Origin of the sequence: Saccharopolyspora sp. NFXS83 (assembly GCF_026241095.1) — a bacterium.
GTDB lineage: Bacteria > Actinomycetota > Actinomycetes > Mycobacteriales > Pseudonocardiaceae > Saccharopolyspora_C.
This window is the reverse complement of record NZ_JAPFGB010000006.1, coordinates 209599-223609: the sequence shown is the minus strand read 5'-3', so window position 1 is coordinate 223609 and position 14011 is coordinate 209599. Positions and strand designations below refer to the sequence as shown.

Genomic DNA, 14011 nt, shown 5'->3' with positions numbered 1-14011 from the left:
GCTTCGCCACCGACAGGACGAAGACCAGAAAATCGCAGGAGAGGCCCTGTTCCCGGTGATTGAGGAGTCTGGTGTGGACGAGCGGGCGGAGTTGAGCCTGGCGGGCAAGGTGGCCGTGGTGACCGGGGCCGGTGGCGGGCTCGGCAGGGCCGAGGTGCTCGCGTTGGCCGCGGCCGGTGCGGAGGTGGTGGTCAACGACGTCTCGGACGCCGCGGACGCGGTGGTCGGGGAAGTCGAGTCCGCCGGGGGGAAAGCGGTCGCCGTGCGCGGGGACATCAGCGACCGCGAGACCGCCGACGGGCTGGTGTCGACCGCGCTGGAACGCTTCGGCGGCTTGCACGTGGTGGTGAACAACGCGGGAGTGCTGCGCGACCGCACGATCTTCAACATGACCGACCAGGAGTGGGACGACGTCATCCGAGTCCACCTGCGCGGGCACTTCCTGCTCTCGCGGGCGGCGACCGCGCACTGGCGGCAGCGGTCGAAGGACACCGGTGGCGAGGTGTACGGGCGCATCGTGAACACCGCGTCCGAGGCGTTCCTGTTCGGATCCGGTGGGCAGCCGAACTACACGGCGGCCAAGGCGGGGATCGCCATGCTGACGGTCTCCACCGCCCGCGCGACGGCCCGCTACGGCGTGCGCGCCAACGTGATCTGCCCGCGCGCCAGGACCGGGATGACCGAGGACACCTTCGGTCCCGCGCCCGGAGGTGGCGTCGACCCGCTGTCCACCGAGCACGTGGCGCCGTTCGTCGCCTACCTGGCGGCACCGGCCTCGGCAGGCATCAACGGGCAGGTCTTCGTGGTGCACGGCGGCAAGGTCGTGCTGATGTCCCCACCTGCCGTCGAGCGCCGGTTCGACACCGCGGGACCGACCTGGACCACCGCGGAACTCCACGAGTCCGTCGGCGACTACTTCGCCTCTCGCGGCGACGGAATGTTCACCAGCGACGACCTGCTCTCGCTGGGCTGAAGCAGCACGACCCGACGGAGCCCGCGATCGGCTCCGGACGACGAGCACCGGACCACCAGGAGGAGTGACGACGATGTCGCTGACCGTGCAACAGCATCGCGGGAACGTCGGGCTGCGCAACGGCTCGTTGCTCGTCGACGGCGAGTGGCGCCAGGCCCGTTCCGGCGAGACCTGGACCCACCTGCACCCCGCCACCCAGGAAGAGGTCGGGGAGTTCCCCGTCGCGGGTGCCGAAGACGTCGACGAGGCGGTTCGCGCGGCGCGGCGCGCCTTCGACGAGGGCGAGTGGCCGACGATGCCCGCCGGGCGGCGGGCGAAGCTGCTGCACCGCTACGCCGAATCCCTGCGCGAGCACGCCGAGGAGCTGCGCGGCCTGCAGGCGCTCGACAACGGCGTGCCGCTGTCGTTCGGAACCGTCTACGCCGGATCGGTCGACGTCGCCGCCGACGCCTTCGACCACCACGCGGGCTGGATCGACAAGGCCGGTGGCGAGACCCTGCCGCCGTACCAGGGCGGCGACCACCTGGCGATGACGTTGCGGGAGCCGATCGGCGTGGTCGCCGCGATCCTGCCGTGGAACGCGCCGTTCCTGCTGTTCGCCCAGAAGCTCGGCCCCGCGTTGGCCGCCGGGTGCACCGTCGTGCTGAAGCCGTCCGAGCACGCGACGTTCGCGGTGCTGCGGATGGTGGAACTGCTGGCGGAGGCCGGGATTCCCGACGGCGTCGTCAACGTCGTCACCGGCACCGGTGAACCGACCGGCGAAGCGCTGATCACGCACCGGATGGTCGACAAGGTCAGCTTCACCGGCAGCCGCGAAGTGGGGCGCCGGATCGTGGAGGCCTCGGCGCCGACGATGAAGCGGGTGTCGCTGGAGCTCGGCGGCAAGAGCCCCGCCCTGGTGTTCCCGGACGCCGACGCCGGGCTGGCCGGGATGACGGCGATGGGCATGGTCACCCTCGGGCTGTCCGGGCAGGCCTGCGTGGCGCACACCAGGGCGCTGGTGCACCGCGACGTCTACGACGAGTTCATCGGCGCCGCGGAGATGATCGCCGGGTCGGTCACCTACGGCGACCCGTTCGACCCGGGAGTGCTGGCCAGCCCGCTGATCAACGAGCGGCAGCTCAAGCGGGTGCTGGACCTGGTCGAACGCGGCAAGCAGGAGGGCGCCCGGCTGGTCACCGGCGGCGAGCGGGCCGACGGCGACCTGAGCGCCGGGAACTTCGTGACCCCGGCGATCTTCGCCGACGTGGACAACTCGATGGACATCGCCCAGCAGGAGGTCTTCGGCCCGGTGCTGTCGGTGGTGCCCTTCACCGAGGAGGACGAGGCGATCCGGCTCGCCAACGACACCGAGTACGGGCTCGGCGCGGGCGTGTTCACCGCCGACGCGCAGCGCGCGTTCCGGGTGTCGCGCAAGCTGCGCGCCGGAACGGTCGGCATCAACGGCTTCCAGGTCGAGCCGCACCTGCCCTTCGGCGGGTACAAGCAGTCCGGGCTCGGCAGGGAAGGCGGGCGCAGCGCCTACGAGGCCTACACCGAGCTCAAGACGGTGCTGATGCCGTTGACCGAGGAAATGATGTGACGGCCGTGGCACGGCTTTCCGGGAAGGTAGCGGTCATCACCGGTGCGGCCGGTGGCCAGGGCGCCGCCGCCGCGCGCCGGTTCGTGGCCGAGGGCGCCCGCGTGCTGCTCGCCGACGTCGCCGACGAGGCGGGCGAGGCGCTGGCCGGGGAGCTCGGCGAGTCCGCGCGCTACCGGCACCTCGACGTCTCCGCCGAACACGAGTGGGACGAGGCGATCGAGACCGCGGAGTCCGCGTTCGGTCCGGTCGACGTGCTGGTCAACAACGCCGGCGTGCTGCACCTGGCGGCGCTGGCCGACACGGCGCTGGCGGACTACGAGCGGGTCGTGCGGGTGAACCAGATCGGCGCCTTCCTCGGGATGCGCGCCGTGCTGAGTTCGATGCCGAGGGGCGGCTCCATCATCAACGTGTCCTCAGTGGAGGGTCTGGCGGGGATGCCGGGCACGGTTGCCTACGCGGCGAGCAAGTTCGCCATCCGCGGCATGACGAAGGTCGCCGCGCTGGAACTCGGCGAACGCGGAATCCGGGTCAACTCGGTGCATCCCGGAATGATCGACACGAGGATGTTGCGGGACGTGGCGGGCGACGCCATGGACGGCTTCGCGAAGTCCCGGCTCGCCCTCGGCCGGCTCGGGGAGCCGGCGGACATCGCCAACCTCGTGCTGTTCCTGGCCGGCGACGAGAGCTCCTACTGCACGGGCGCCGAATTCGTGGCCGACGGAGGCGCGACAGCGGCCTACGCCTTGTCCCGGTAGCCGAACCGGCGCTGGGACGTCCTCTTCCTAGGTGGTGTTCCGATGGGTGTTGAAGTGGGCGTTCGGGGGCTGACGAAGTCCTTCGGGGAGCGCACGGTGTGGTCGGACGTGTCGCTGACGCTGCCCCCGGGGGAGGTCAGCGCGATCCTCGGGCCGTCGGGGACCGGCAAGTCGGTGTTCCTGAAGTTGCTGATCGGGCTGCTGGAACCGGATCGCGGCAGCGTGATGGTCGAAGGCACCGACATGTGCTCCTGTTCGGAGCGGGAGCTCTACGCGATCCGCAAGCGCTTCGGGGTGCTGTTCCAGGACGGCGCGCTGTTCGGCTCGATGAACCTGTTCGACAACGTGGCGTTCCCGCTGCGCGAGCACACCCGGAAGCCGGAGGCGGAGATCCGCCGGATCGCGCTGGAGAAGATGGAGCTGGTCGGCCTCTCCGGCGCCGAGCACAAGCTCCCGGGGGAACTGTCCGGTGGGATGCGCAAGCGCGCGGGACTGGCCAGGGCGCTGGTGCTCGACCCGGAGGTGATCCTCTGCGACGAGCCCGATTCCGGGCTCGACCCGGTCCGCACCGCGTACCTGTCCCAGCTGCTGATCGACCTCAACGCGCACTTGGACACCACGATCCTGCTGGTCACGCACAACATCGAGGTCGCCCGCACGGTGCCGGACAACCTGGGCTTGTTCTTCCGCGGCAGGCTGGTGCTGTTCGGCCCGCGGGAAGTGCTGCTCACCAGCGACGAGCCGGTCATCGACCAGTTCGTCAACGGTCGCCGCGCCGGACCGATCGGGATGAGCGAGGAGAAGGACGCCGGAACCGTCGCCGCCGAACTGGCCGAGCTGCCGGCCGCGGCTCCGCGCGAGATCACCCCGCAGCTGGCCCCCAGCCCCGGCGTTCCGGAGCGGACCGCGGTGCGCCGCCGCACCGAACGGGTGCGGGCCTCGCTGAACACCTGGCCCGCGCCGGTGCGCGAGCGGGTGCTGGCCGGGTGTCAGGCCGAGCAGCGCGGCCGGCAGCCGGGTGAGCGCACATGAGTTCGCCGGGTGCGAGCCACCGCGTCCCCGCGCGCGCCGCCTTCGCCCAGGTCGGGCGGTTGGCGACGTTGTCGTGGGAGGTCCTGCGGGCCATTCCGCGGCGGCCGTTCCAGGTGCGGGAATGGGTGGAGCAGGCGTGGTTGTTCGCCAGCGTCACGATCCTGCCGACCGCGATGGTGGCGATCCCGTTCGGCGCGGTGATCGCCATGCAGCTCGGGTCGCTGACCCAGCAGATCGGTGCCCAGTCGTTCACCGGTGCCGCCAGCGCGCTGTCCATCCTGCAGCAGGCCAGTCCGCTGATCACCGCGCTGCTGGTCGCCGGGGCGGGCGGATCGGCGGTGTGCGCGGACATCGGCGCTCGCAAGATCCGCGAGGAGATCGACGCGATGGAGGTGCTGGGCGTCTCGGTCATCCACCGCCTGGTCGTGCCCCGGGTGCTGGGCGCGGTCTTCGTCTCGCTGCTGCTCAACGGGTTGGTCAGCGTGGTCGGCGTGGCGGGCGGCTACTTCTTCAACGTGGTGCTGCAGGGCGGGACGCCCGGCGCGTACCTGGCGAGCTTCAACGCGCTCGCCCAGTTGCCGGACCTCTACGTCAGCGAGCTCAAGGCGCTGATCTACGGGTTCGTGGCGGGCGTGGTCGCGGCCTACCGCGGGCTGAACCCGGCCGGTGGCCCGAAGGGCGTGGGCGACGCGGTCAACCAGGCCGTCGTGATCACCTTCCTGCTGCTGTTCGCGATCAACCTCGTGATCACCGGCATCTACTTGCAGCTCATCCCGCCGAAGGAGTTGTGAGCCGATGGCCGTCACCGAGCAGTACCTTCCGCCGCCGACGGCGTGGCGCCGCAGGCTGTCGCTGCTGTTCTCCCGGCCGGGCGACGCGCTGGCCGGACTGGGCTGGCAGCTGTCGTTCTACCTGCGGGCCCTCGCGCTGGCGCCGCTGACGTTGCGCAAGTACGGCCGGGAGACCGGGCGGCTGCTGACCGAGGTGATGTTCGGCAGCGGCGCGCTGGCCGTCATCGGCGGCACGCTCGGGGTGATGATCGGCATGACGGTGTGCACCGGCGCGATCGTCGGGTTGCAGGGCTATTCCTCGCTGGACCAGCTCGGCACCTCCGCGCTCACCGGGTTCATCGCCGCGTACTTCGACACCCGGGAGGTCGCGCCGCTGTCGGCGGGGCTGGCGCTGTCGGCGACGGTCGGCTGCGGTTTCACCGCCCAGCTCGGGGCGATGCGGATCTCCGACGAGATCGACGCGCTCGAAGTGATGGGCGTGCGCACCGTGCCGTACCTGGTGACCAGCCGGGTGCTGGCCGGGCTCGCGGCGGTGATCCCGCTGTACGTGGTGGGGCTGCTCGGGTCGTACTTCGCGTCGCGGCAGATCACCGTGTGGTTCTACGGCCAGTCCGCGGGCACCTACGACCACTACTTCCACCTGTTCCTGCCGCCGCAGGACGTGCTGTGGTCGTTCGGCAAGGTGCTGGTGTTCAGCCTCGTGGTGATCTTGACGCACTGCTACTACGGCTACACCGCGCGCGGCGGGCCCGCCGGTGTCGGGGTCGCGGTCGGACGCGCGGTGCGCACCTCGATCGTGCTGGTCGCGGTGCTGGACTTCTTCCTGAGCCTGGCGATCTGGGGCTCGACGACGACCGTGCGGATCGCGGGATGAGCCCCGGCGGCGCGCGGCGGGCCGGTCCCGGACGGCGAGGAGCGCACCGATGACGAACCTGCTGCGCGATCGGCGCCGCCACCAGCTGCTGGGACTGGTGTTCCTGCTCGTCTCGGCGCTGTTCTTCACCGCCATGATCGGCTTCTACCAGAAGGCGTTCACCCCGGTCGTGCCCGTCACCCTGCACACCGACCGGGCGGGCAACGAGATGCGCGCCGGCGCCGACGTGAAGGTGCGCGGCGTGGTCGTCGGCGAGGTGCGTTCGGTGGGCCCCGGCCAGGGGCGCGCCACCGTGGAACTCGCGCTGTGGCCCGAGATGGCGGCGAAGATCCCCGCCGGCGCCACGGCCCGGCTGCTGCCGAAGACGCTGTTCGGCGAGCGCTACGTGTCGCTCGGGTTCCCGGCGGACGGCGGCGAAGGCGCACGACTCGCCGGCGGCGACGTGATCGGGCAGGACCGCAGCGCGGCGGCGATCGAGATCGAGCGGGTGCTCGACGACCTGCTCCCGCTGCTGCAGGCGGTGCAGCCGCAGCAGCTGTCGGCGACGCTCAACGCGGTCTCGCAGGCCCTGGACGGGCGCGGCGAGCAGCTGGGCACCACGATCCGCGACCTGGACGGCTACCTGGCGAAGTTCAACCCGTCGCTGCCGCGCCTGGAATCGGTCATCGGCCGCATCGACGACGTCTCGCGCACCTACCAGGAGGCGGCCCCGGATCTGCTGAGCGCGCTGCGCGACTTCACCACGACCAGCACGACCATCGCCGAGCGCGGCGACCAGCTGCGGTACGTCTGGAACGCCACCACCGTCACCGCCGTGAACGCGAGCGGCTTCCTGGAAGCCAACCAGGACAACCTGATCCGGCTCAGCGCCGACTCGCGGTCCACGTTGGAACTGTTCGGCCGCTACGCGCCGCAGTACGCCTGCGTGCTCGACCAGATCGCCAGCAGCCTCCCGATCGCCGAGCGCGCGTTCGGCAAGGGCGACGAGAACCCGATGCAGAAGGTCACCATCGAGGTCACCGGCAGCCGCGGCAAGTACCTGCCGGGCACCGACGCACCCCGCTACGAGGACACCCGAGGTCCCCGCTGCTACCCGTGGGTCGAACCGCCGGACCGCTTCCCGCAGTACCCGCCCGGCGGACCGCTGCGCGACGGATCCACCCATCCGCCACCGCCGCACGGTCCCGGTGAGCAACCGCCCGGCGATGCTCCGGCGAGCACCGGCCCGCAGTCCGCGGACGGTGCCTCCGGTGGCCCGCTGGCCGCCAATTCCCCAGCCGAACGGGACCTGGTCGCCGCGCTGCTGGCGCCGTCGCTGCGGCGGATGCCGAGCCGGGTGCCGGACTGGAGCAGCGTGCTCGTGGGGCCCGTCTACCGCGGAGCGGAGGTGACCGTGCGATGAGAGGACTCACCGCGCCACTGATCAAGCTGTCGCTGTTCACCCTCGTCACGGTGTTGCTGACCGCGTTGCTGGCGATGACGGTCGCGGCCTCGAACGTGGGCTCGACGTCCGAGTACGCCGCGAAGTTCGACGACGCCTCGGGGCTCGGGGAGGGCGACGAGGTCCGCATCGCGGGGGTGCGCGTCGGCGAGGTGAGCTCGCTGGAGGTCGTCGACGGCACCCGGGCGCTGGCCCGCTTCGAGATCGACGCCGCTCGCACGCTGCCCGCCGACGCGGTCGCGACCGTCAAGTACCGCAACCTCGCCGGGCAGCGCTACCTCGCGCTGGACGCCGCGCTGTCGCCCGGTGAACCGGAACTGGCCGCGGGCGCCACGTTGCCGGTGGAGCAGACGCGGCCCGCGCTGAACCTGACCGCGCTGTTCAACGGCTTCCAGCCGCTGCTGCAGGCGCTGCAACCGGGCGACGTCAACAAGCTCTCCGGCGAGCTGATCCAGGTGCTGCAAGGGGAAGGCGGCACCGTCGAGAGCATCCTGGCGCACACCGCGTCGCTGACGTCCACGCTCGCCGAGAAGGACCAGGTGATCGGCCAGGTCATCGACAACCTCAACGCGGTGCTCGCCCAGGTCGGCGCCCGCGGCCCGCAACTGGGCGAGCTCATCGACGCGTTGCAGCGGCTGGTCAGCGGGTTCGCCGAGCAGCGCGAGCCGATCGGCGACGCGGTCACCGCGCTCGACGACCTCACCCACACCACCGCCGGGCTCCTGCAGGACGCCCGCCCGCCGCTGCGGGAGGACGTGGCCGCGCTCGGCGACCTGTCGGCGAACCTCAACGCGGGCCTGCCGCAGCTGGAGCACGACGTGCGGACCTTGCCGGGGCGGCTCGACTCGCTGACCCGGACGGTGAGCTACGGGAGCTGGTTCAACTTCTACCTCTGCCGCCTGACCGGGCGGGTCGGCATCTCGGGGCTCGACGTCCAGGCCCAGGTGCTGCCGCTGCCCCCGACCGACATGCCCACGAGGTGCCAGTCATGACCACCGCACTGCGCGACCGGGACCAGGCGACCGTGGGGATCGTCGCCCTCGGGCTGCTGACCGCCGTGACCCTGCTGGCGTTCTTCGCCAACGACCTGCCGCTGATCGGCGGCGGAACCACCTATTCGGCGCGGTTCACCGAGTCCGCCGGTCTCACCGCCGGGGATGAGGTGGAGGTCGCCGGGGTCAAGGTCGGCGAGGTCACCGACGTGCGGCTCGACGGCGACCGGGTGCTCGTGCACTTCCGCGTCGAGGACGCGCGGGTGGGGGACCGCAGCCGGGTCTCGATCCAGATCAAGACGCTGCTGGGCGCGAAGAACCTCGCGCTGCGCCCGGACGGCCGCGGCGAGCAGGACCCGGACGAGACCATCCCGGCGGCGCGGACCGAGGTCCCCTTCGACATCCCCGACGCGCTCGACCGGTTGACCCGCACCACCGAGCAGGTCGACAGCGACCGGCTCGGCCGCAGCTTCGAGGTGCTCGCCGAGAGCCTGCGCGGCAGCCCGCAGCACCTCGGCGGCGCGGTCGACGGACTCTCCGCCCTGTCGCGCACCATCGCCTCCCGCGACCAGGAACTCGCCGAGCTGCTGCACAACGCCGCCGACGTCAGCGCGGTCGCAGCGGACCGCGACGAGCAGGTGGCCCGGCTCATCGGCGACGGCAACCTGCTGCTGTCCGAACTCCAGAACCGGCGGGAGGCGATCAGCTCGCTGCTGCGCGGAACCCAGGCGGTCTCCGGCCAGCTGCGCGGGTTGATCGCCGACAACCAGGAGCGGCTGAACCCGGCGATGCGCGAACTGGAGCAGGTCACCGCGATGCTGCAGCGCAACCAGGACGACATCGCCGCCACCATCGCCGCGCTGGAGCCCTACGTGACCGGGTTCAACAACACGGTGGGCAACGGCCGCTGGTTCGACGGCTACCTGTGCGGGCTGCTGCCGCCCGCGGTCTCCGCGGGGCCGTTGCAGATCAACCCGGACGGCTGCGACCTGAGCCGGCCGGAACGAGGGCCTGGAGGGGGACCATGAGCATTCCGACCGCGAAACATCCCGCGATGACGGCGCTGCTCGCCTTCGGCTGCGTGCTGGTGCTGCTGTTCAGCGCCGGCCTGTGGTGGGTGCTGCGCGATCCCGGCACCCGCATCACCGCCTACTTCGACCGGGCCGTCGGCCTCTACGCGGACTCGTCGGTGCGGGTGCTGGGCGTGGACGTCGGCAGCGTCGAATCGGTGCGACCGGAAGGCGGGCAGGTCCGCGTCGAGATGAGCGTGGACCGGGGCGTGCGGATCCCGGCGGAGGCGAAGGCCGTGATGGTCGCGCCGAGCCTGGTCAGCGACCGGTACGTGCAGCTCACCCCCGCGTACTCCGCCGGGCCGCAGCTGGATTCCGGTGCGGTGCTCGGCAAGGACCGCACGATGACCCCTGCCGACCTCGACGACCTCTACCGCAGCGCCAACGCGCTGTCGCAGGCGCTGGGGCCGCAGGGCGCCAACGAGAACGGAGCGCTCTCCGAACTGCTGGACACCACGGCGGCCGGCCTCGACGGCAACGGCGCGAAGCTGAACGAGACGATCCGGCGGCTCGGCGAGCTCTCCGGCACGCTGTCGCACTCGCAGGGCGACCTGTTCGCCACCGTCGACAACCTCAACGAGTTCACCGCGACCCTCGCCGCCAACGACGCGCAGGTGCGCGACTTCCACGGCCGCATCGCGGACGTGTCCGGGTTCCTCGCCGACGAACGGCAGCAGACCGCCGCGTCGCTGAGCTCGCTGGCGACCGCGCTGACCGAGCTGGAAGCCTTCATCCGGGACAACCGCGAGGCGGTGTCGGCGAACGTGGACAACCTCGCGGGCATCACGCAGGCGCTGGTGGACCAGCGCGAAGCGCTCGGCGAGGTGCTCGACATCGCGCCGACGGGGATGAGCAACTTCGTCAACGCCTACGACTCCGCCTCCGGTTCGGTCGCGGTGCGCGCCAACATCAACGAGCTGACGAATCCGCCGGTGCTGATGGTGTGCAAGCTGCTGGAGCACTCGACGCCGGCGCAGATCCCGCCGGAGCTGCGGAACGCGTGCGGGGAGCTGTCCGGGGTGCTCGACGGCACGCTGCGGCTCCCCTCGGCGGGCGAGGCCGTGCACCACCTCAGCCAGGGTGAGCTGCCGCCGCTGCCGCTGCCGCTGACCGGCGCGATGCCGGACGCGCCGGGAACCGGAGGCCCACGATGAGACCGATCGGGGTGACCTGGTGCGCGCTGGTGTCCGTGCTGCTCACCGGCTGCGGATCGTCGCTCTACGAGGCGCCGCTGCCCGGGGGCGCCGACTTGGGCGACCGGCCCTACGAGGTGAGCGTCCGGTTCGCCGACGTGCTGGACCTGGTGCCGCAGGCCGGGGTGAAGGTCAACGACGTGCCCGTCGGCAAGGTGCTGCGGATCGGCCTCTCCCCGGACAACGCGACCGCCGTGGTCACGCTGGTGGTCAACGGCGACGTGCGGTTGCCCGGCAACGCCGACGCCCGGCTGCGCCAATCGAGCCTGCTGGGCGAGAAGTTCGTGGAGCTCGCGCCACCCGCCGCCGGTCCGGAGCGCGGCCGGTTGCGCGACGGCGACGTGATCCCGGTGGAGCGCACGAACCGGAACCCGCAGGTCGAAGAGGTGCTCGGTGCGCTGTCGCTGCTGCTCAACGGTGGCGGGGTGGCGCAGCTCAACGGCATCGTCGAGGAGCTCGACCGCGCCTTGTCCGGCAACGAGCCCAGGATCCGCTCCCTGCTGTCCAGAGTGGACGAAGCCGTGACCCGGCTGGACGCGCAGAAGCACGACATCACCCGCGCGCTGGACGGGCTCAACCGGCTCTCGGCGGACCTGCGTGCGCAGACCGACGACCTCAACACCGGGCTCGACGGCCTCGCCCCGGGGCTGCGGGTGATCGAGCAGCAGCGGACCCAGCTGGTCGGAATGTTGCAGTCGCTGGACAGGTTCTCCCAGGTCGCGGTGTCCACTGTGGATGCTAGTGGGCGGGACCTGGTGGCCGACCTCGAGGCGCTGGAACCGACGCTGCGCGAACTCGCCAAGGCGGGCACGGACCTGCCGAAGTCCATCGGATACCTGGCCAGCTACCCCTTCCCGGAGAACGCGATGATCCCCCTCAAGGGCGACTTCGTGAACGTGGACGTGGATCTGGACCTCGACCTGACCAGCGTGCTCGGCAACCTGCTCAACAGCTCCGGGCCGCTGCTGCCGCTGCCCGGCGTCTCCGACGGGCCGCCGCCAGCGCTACCCGCGCCGCCCGAGCCACCGAGGCTTCCGGTGCCGGGGCAGGAACCCGCGCTCCCGTTCACCCCGCCCGGGGATCAGCCCGGCGGACTGCTCGACGACCTCCTCGGGGGGCAGTGATGTTCAGCAGACCGACCAAGATCCGGCTGGGCTTGTTCCTGGTCATCGCGGTGGTCGGGATCGGGTTCACCGGTGCCCGCTACGCCGGGCTGGACCGGCTCTTCGGCGGAGGCGGCTACGCCGTGGTCGTGGAGATGCCGGACTCCGGCGGGATCTTCGTGAACTCCGAGGTGACCTACCGGGGCGTGGCGGTCGGCCGGGTCACCGACATGCGGCTCACCGACCGGGGCGCGGCGGTGGACCTGCACATCGACGCGGCGGCCCCGCCCATCCCCGCCGCCGCGCGCGCCGCGGTGGCGAACCGCTCGGCGGTGGGGGAGCAGTACATCGACCTGCGCCCCGACGACGATCGCGGACCGGTGCTGGCCGACGGATCGGTGATCCCGGAGGCGCGCACCGAGATCCCGCCCTCGCCCGAGTCGGTGCTGCTCAACCTCGACCAGCTCGTCTCCAGCGTGCCCCTCGACTCGCTGCGCACCGTCGTCGACGAGTCCGGCACCGCGTTCCAGGGCACCGGCCCGCACCTGCAGCGGATGCTGGACAGCACCGGTTCGCTGATCGCCGCGGCCGACCGGAACCTGCCGCAGACCACCGCGCTGCTGGACAACTCCGACGTGGTGCTGCGGACCCAGCAGCAGCAGGCCGAGCAGATCACCACGTTCAGCCGGGGACTGCGCGACGTCGCCGAGCAGTTCAAGAGCTCGGATCCGGACCTGCGCCGCCTGATCGACGCGGCGCCTCCCGCGGCCGGGCAGATCGACGAGCTGCTGCGCACCAGCCGGACCGGGCTGCAGAAGACCACCGCGAACCTGCTGACCACCATGCAGCTACTCGACGTCCGGGGACCCGCGCTGGAGAACATGCTGGTGGCCCTGCCGATGATGTCGGCGAGCAGCCACAGCGCGCAGGACGGCGACGGGCGCGGGCACCTGGGCGTGGTGCTGAATTTCTTCAACCCGCTGGCCTGCGAGAAGGGCTACGAGGGCACTGAACGTCGCCCTGGTAGCGACACCACGCCCGCTCCGCCCAACCGCGACATCCACTGCGCGGAACCTCCCGGCAGCCCCACCAACGTCCGAGGCTCCGCCAACGTCCCCCGAGCCCCCGTCCCCGATGCCGCAGCGATCCCGGCGGCCCGGGAACTCATCCCGTTCCCCCTGGCCCCGGCCGGCTGACCGGCTGGGGATCTGGTGTCACCCCGGTGGTAGCGGCGGTGAACTCCCACAACTTGCGGGCGAGCTCCGGATTTCGCGCGGTTGCTGACCGGCTGGCGGGTCCGGCGGGGCCGCGCGTCTGGAAGGATCCGGTAGGGCCCACGTAGTCGCCGCCGCGCACCGCTCCGGTGGCGGCGAGGAGCTGGGGTGCGATTCCATCGGTGACCGGTTGGGACAGGAGCCGGTCCGGGAGGACGAGCAGGCGGGCTCTCCAGGTGCCGCCGCGGGTGAGGCTGTTGTTCAGCAGTTCCGAGGCCGTCAGCCCTGGGTGGGCGGCGATGGACAGGACCGGATCTCCGGTCCGTCGCACTAGTCGATCGAGCTCCGCGGCGAACAGCAGGTTCGCGAGCTTCGAGGCCCCGTAGGCGAGCGTGGGTGAGTAGCGTCGGCGGTCCCAGTGCGGGTCGGTGAGGTCGAGTCCGCCGGTGCGGTGCCCGAGGCTCGACGTCATCACGACGCGAGAGGGCTGGCCGGGGTTGCCTGCCGCCCGCAGTGCCGGCATCAGCAGCCAGGTGAGCGCGGCCGGGCCGAGGTGGTTGGTGCCGAGCTGGAGCTCGAACCCGTCGCGGGTCCGTTCGTGCGGGCCCAGCGACACGGCGGCGTTGTTGATCAGCACGTCGACCTGGTCGCCGGTGCGTTCCCGGACGTCGGCGGCGGCGGTGCGGACGGAGGCGAGATCGGCCAGGTCGAGCAGGACGGTCTCGGCCGAGCCGCGTCCTTCGAGTCCGGCTCGCACCTGCTCGACGGCAGCCTTGCCGCGTTCGGCGTCTCGTACGGTCATCAGCACGCGGGCGCCGGCCCCGGCGAGCGCGCCGGACAGTGCCAGGCCCAGACCGGACGTCGTACCGGTGACGACGACGGTGCGGCCCGTGAGATCGGGGAGCGGTTCGTGCTGCTGTGCCACGGGAATCTGCATCTCCTGTGAGGTCAGCGCGTTGAGCGAGTCTGGCCGAGGTGGTGCCCGGAAGCG

Annotated in this window: 13 protein-coding genes; 12 read left to right on the top strand and 1 reads right to left on the bottom strand. The window is 71.6% G+C overall.

The window, feature by feature from the left end; translation table 11 throughout:
- Positions 1–91: 91 nt before the first annotated feature.
- The 12 genes from OOZ19_RS09195 to OOZ19_RS09140 all read left to right on the top strand — a co-directional run bounded on the left by OOZ19_RS09195 (position 92) and on the right by OOZ19_RS09140 (position 13002).
- Positions 92–973 (top strand): 3-oxoacyl-ACP reductase, encoded by an 882-nt coding sequence (locus tag OOZ19_RS09195; protein WP_266089705.1) that lies wholly within the window; start codon positions 92–94, stop codon positions 971–973.
- A 73-nt stretch (positions 974–1046) separates the two neighbouring features.
- Positions 1047–2555 carry an aldehyde dehydrogenase family protein gene (locus tag OOZ19_RS09190; RefSeq protein WP_266089617.1) on the top strand — a complete coding sequence of 503 codons (1509 nt, stop codon included), beginning with the start codon at positions 1047–1049 and terminating at the stop codon, positions 2553–2555.
- A gap of 5 nt (positions 2556–2560) precedes the next feature.
- Complete coding sequence (locus OOZ19_RS09185; RefSeq protein ID WP_266089704.1) at positions 2561–3310, top strand: glucose 1-dehydrogenase; 750 nt, start codon at positions 2561–2563, stop codon at positions 3308–3310.
- 42 nt (positions 3311–3352) lie between these two features.
- The gene (locus tag OOZ19_RS09180; RefSeq protein ID WP_323055110.1) at positions 3353–4342 is read left to right on the top strand and encodes an ABC transporter ATP-binding protein; all 990 of its coding nucleotides are present in this window, start codon (positions 3353–3355) and stop codon (positions 4340–4342) included.
- Entirely contained in the window at positions 4339–5133 is a 795-nt protein-coding gene (locus OOZ19_RS09175) for an MlaE family ABC transporter permease (RefSeq protein ID WP_266089616.1), read from the top strand. Before OOZ19_RS09180 ends, OOZ19_RS09175 begins: the two co-directional genes overlap by 4 nt.
- 4 nt (positions 5134–5137) lie before the next feature.
- On the top strand, positions 5138–6007 hold the full coding sequence (locus OOZ19_RS09170) for an MlaE family ABC transporter permease (protein WP_266089615.1): 870 nt from the start codon (positions 5138–5140) through the stop codon (positions 6005–6007).
- Between the two features lie 49 nt (positions 6008–6056).
- The gene (locus tag OOZ19_RS09165; RefSeq protein WP_266089614.1) at positions 6057–7409 is read left to right on the top strand and encodes an MCE family protein; all 1353 of its coding nucleotides are present in this window, start codon (positions 6057–6059) and stop codon (positions 7407–7409) included.
- Positions 7406–8440, top strand: a complete 1035-nt coding sequence (locus tag OOZ19_RS09160) for an MCE family protein (protein WP_266089613.1) — start codon at positions 7406–7408, stop codon at positions 8438–8440. Before OOZ19_RS09165 ends, OOZ19_RS09160 begins: the two co-directional genes overlap by 4 nt.
- Entirely contained in the window at positions 8437–9468 is a 1032-nt protein-coding gene (locus OOZ19_RS09155) for an MCE family protein (RefSeq protein WP_266089612.1), read from the top strand. The genes OOZ19_RS09160 and OOZ19_RS09155 overlap by 4 nt, the downstream gene beginning before the upstream one ends.
- Positions 9465–10664, top strand: a complete 1200-nt coding sequence (locus OOZ19_RS09150) for an MCE family protein (protein ID WP_266089611.1) — start codon at positions 9465–9467, stop codon at positions 10662–10664. Before OOZ19_RS09155 ends, OOZ19_RS09150 begins: the two co-directional genes overlap by 4 nt.
- Entirely contained in the window at positions 10661–11827 is a 1167-nt protein-coding gene (locus OOZ19_RS09145; RefSeq protein WP_266089610.1) for an MCE family protein, read from the top strand. Before OOZ19_RS09150 ends, OOZ19_RS09145 begins: the two co-directional genes overlap by 4 nt.
- The gene (locus OOZ19_RS09140; protein WP_266089609.1) at positions 11827–13002 is read left to right on the top strand and encodes an MCE family protein; all 1176 of its coding nucleotides are present in this window, start codon (positions 11827–11829) and stop codon (positions 13000–13002) included. The genes OOZ19_RS09145 and OOZ19_RS09140 overlap by 1 nt, the downstream gene beginning before the upstream one ends.
- Here OOZ19_RS09140 and OOZ19_RS09135 read toward each other — a convergent pair.
- On the bottom strand, positions 12971–13945 hold the full coding sequence (locus tag OOZ19_RS09135) for an SDR family NAD(P)-dependent oxidoreductase (RefSeq protein WP_266089608.1): 975 nt from the start codon (positions 13943–13945) through the stop codon (positions 12971–12973). The two genes, OOZ19_RS09140 and OOZ19_RS09135, sit on opposite strands and share 32 nt — an antisense overlap.
- Between the last annotated feature and the right edge of the window lie 66 nt (positions 13946–14011).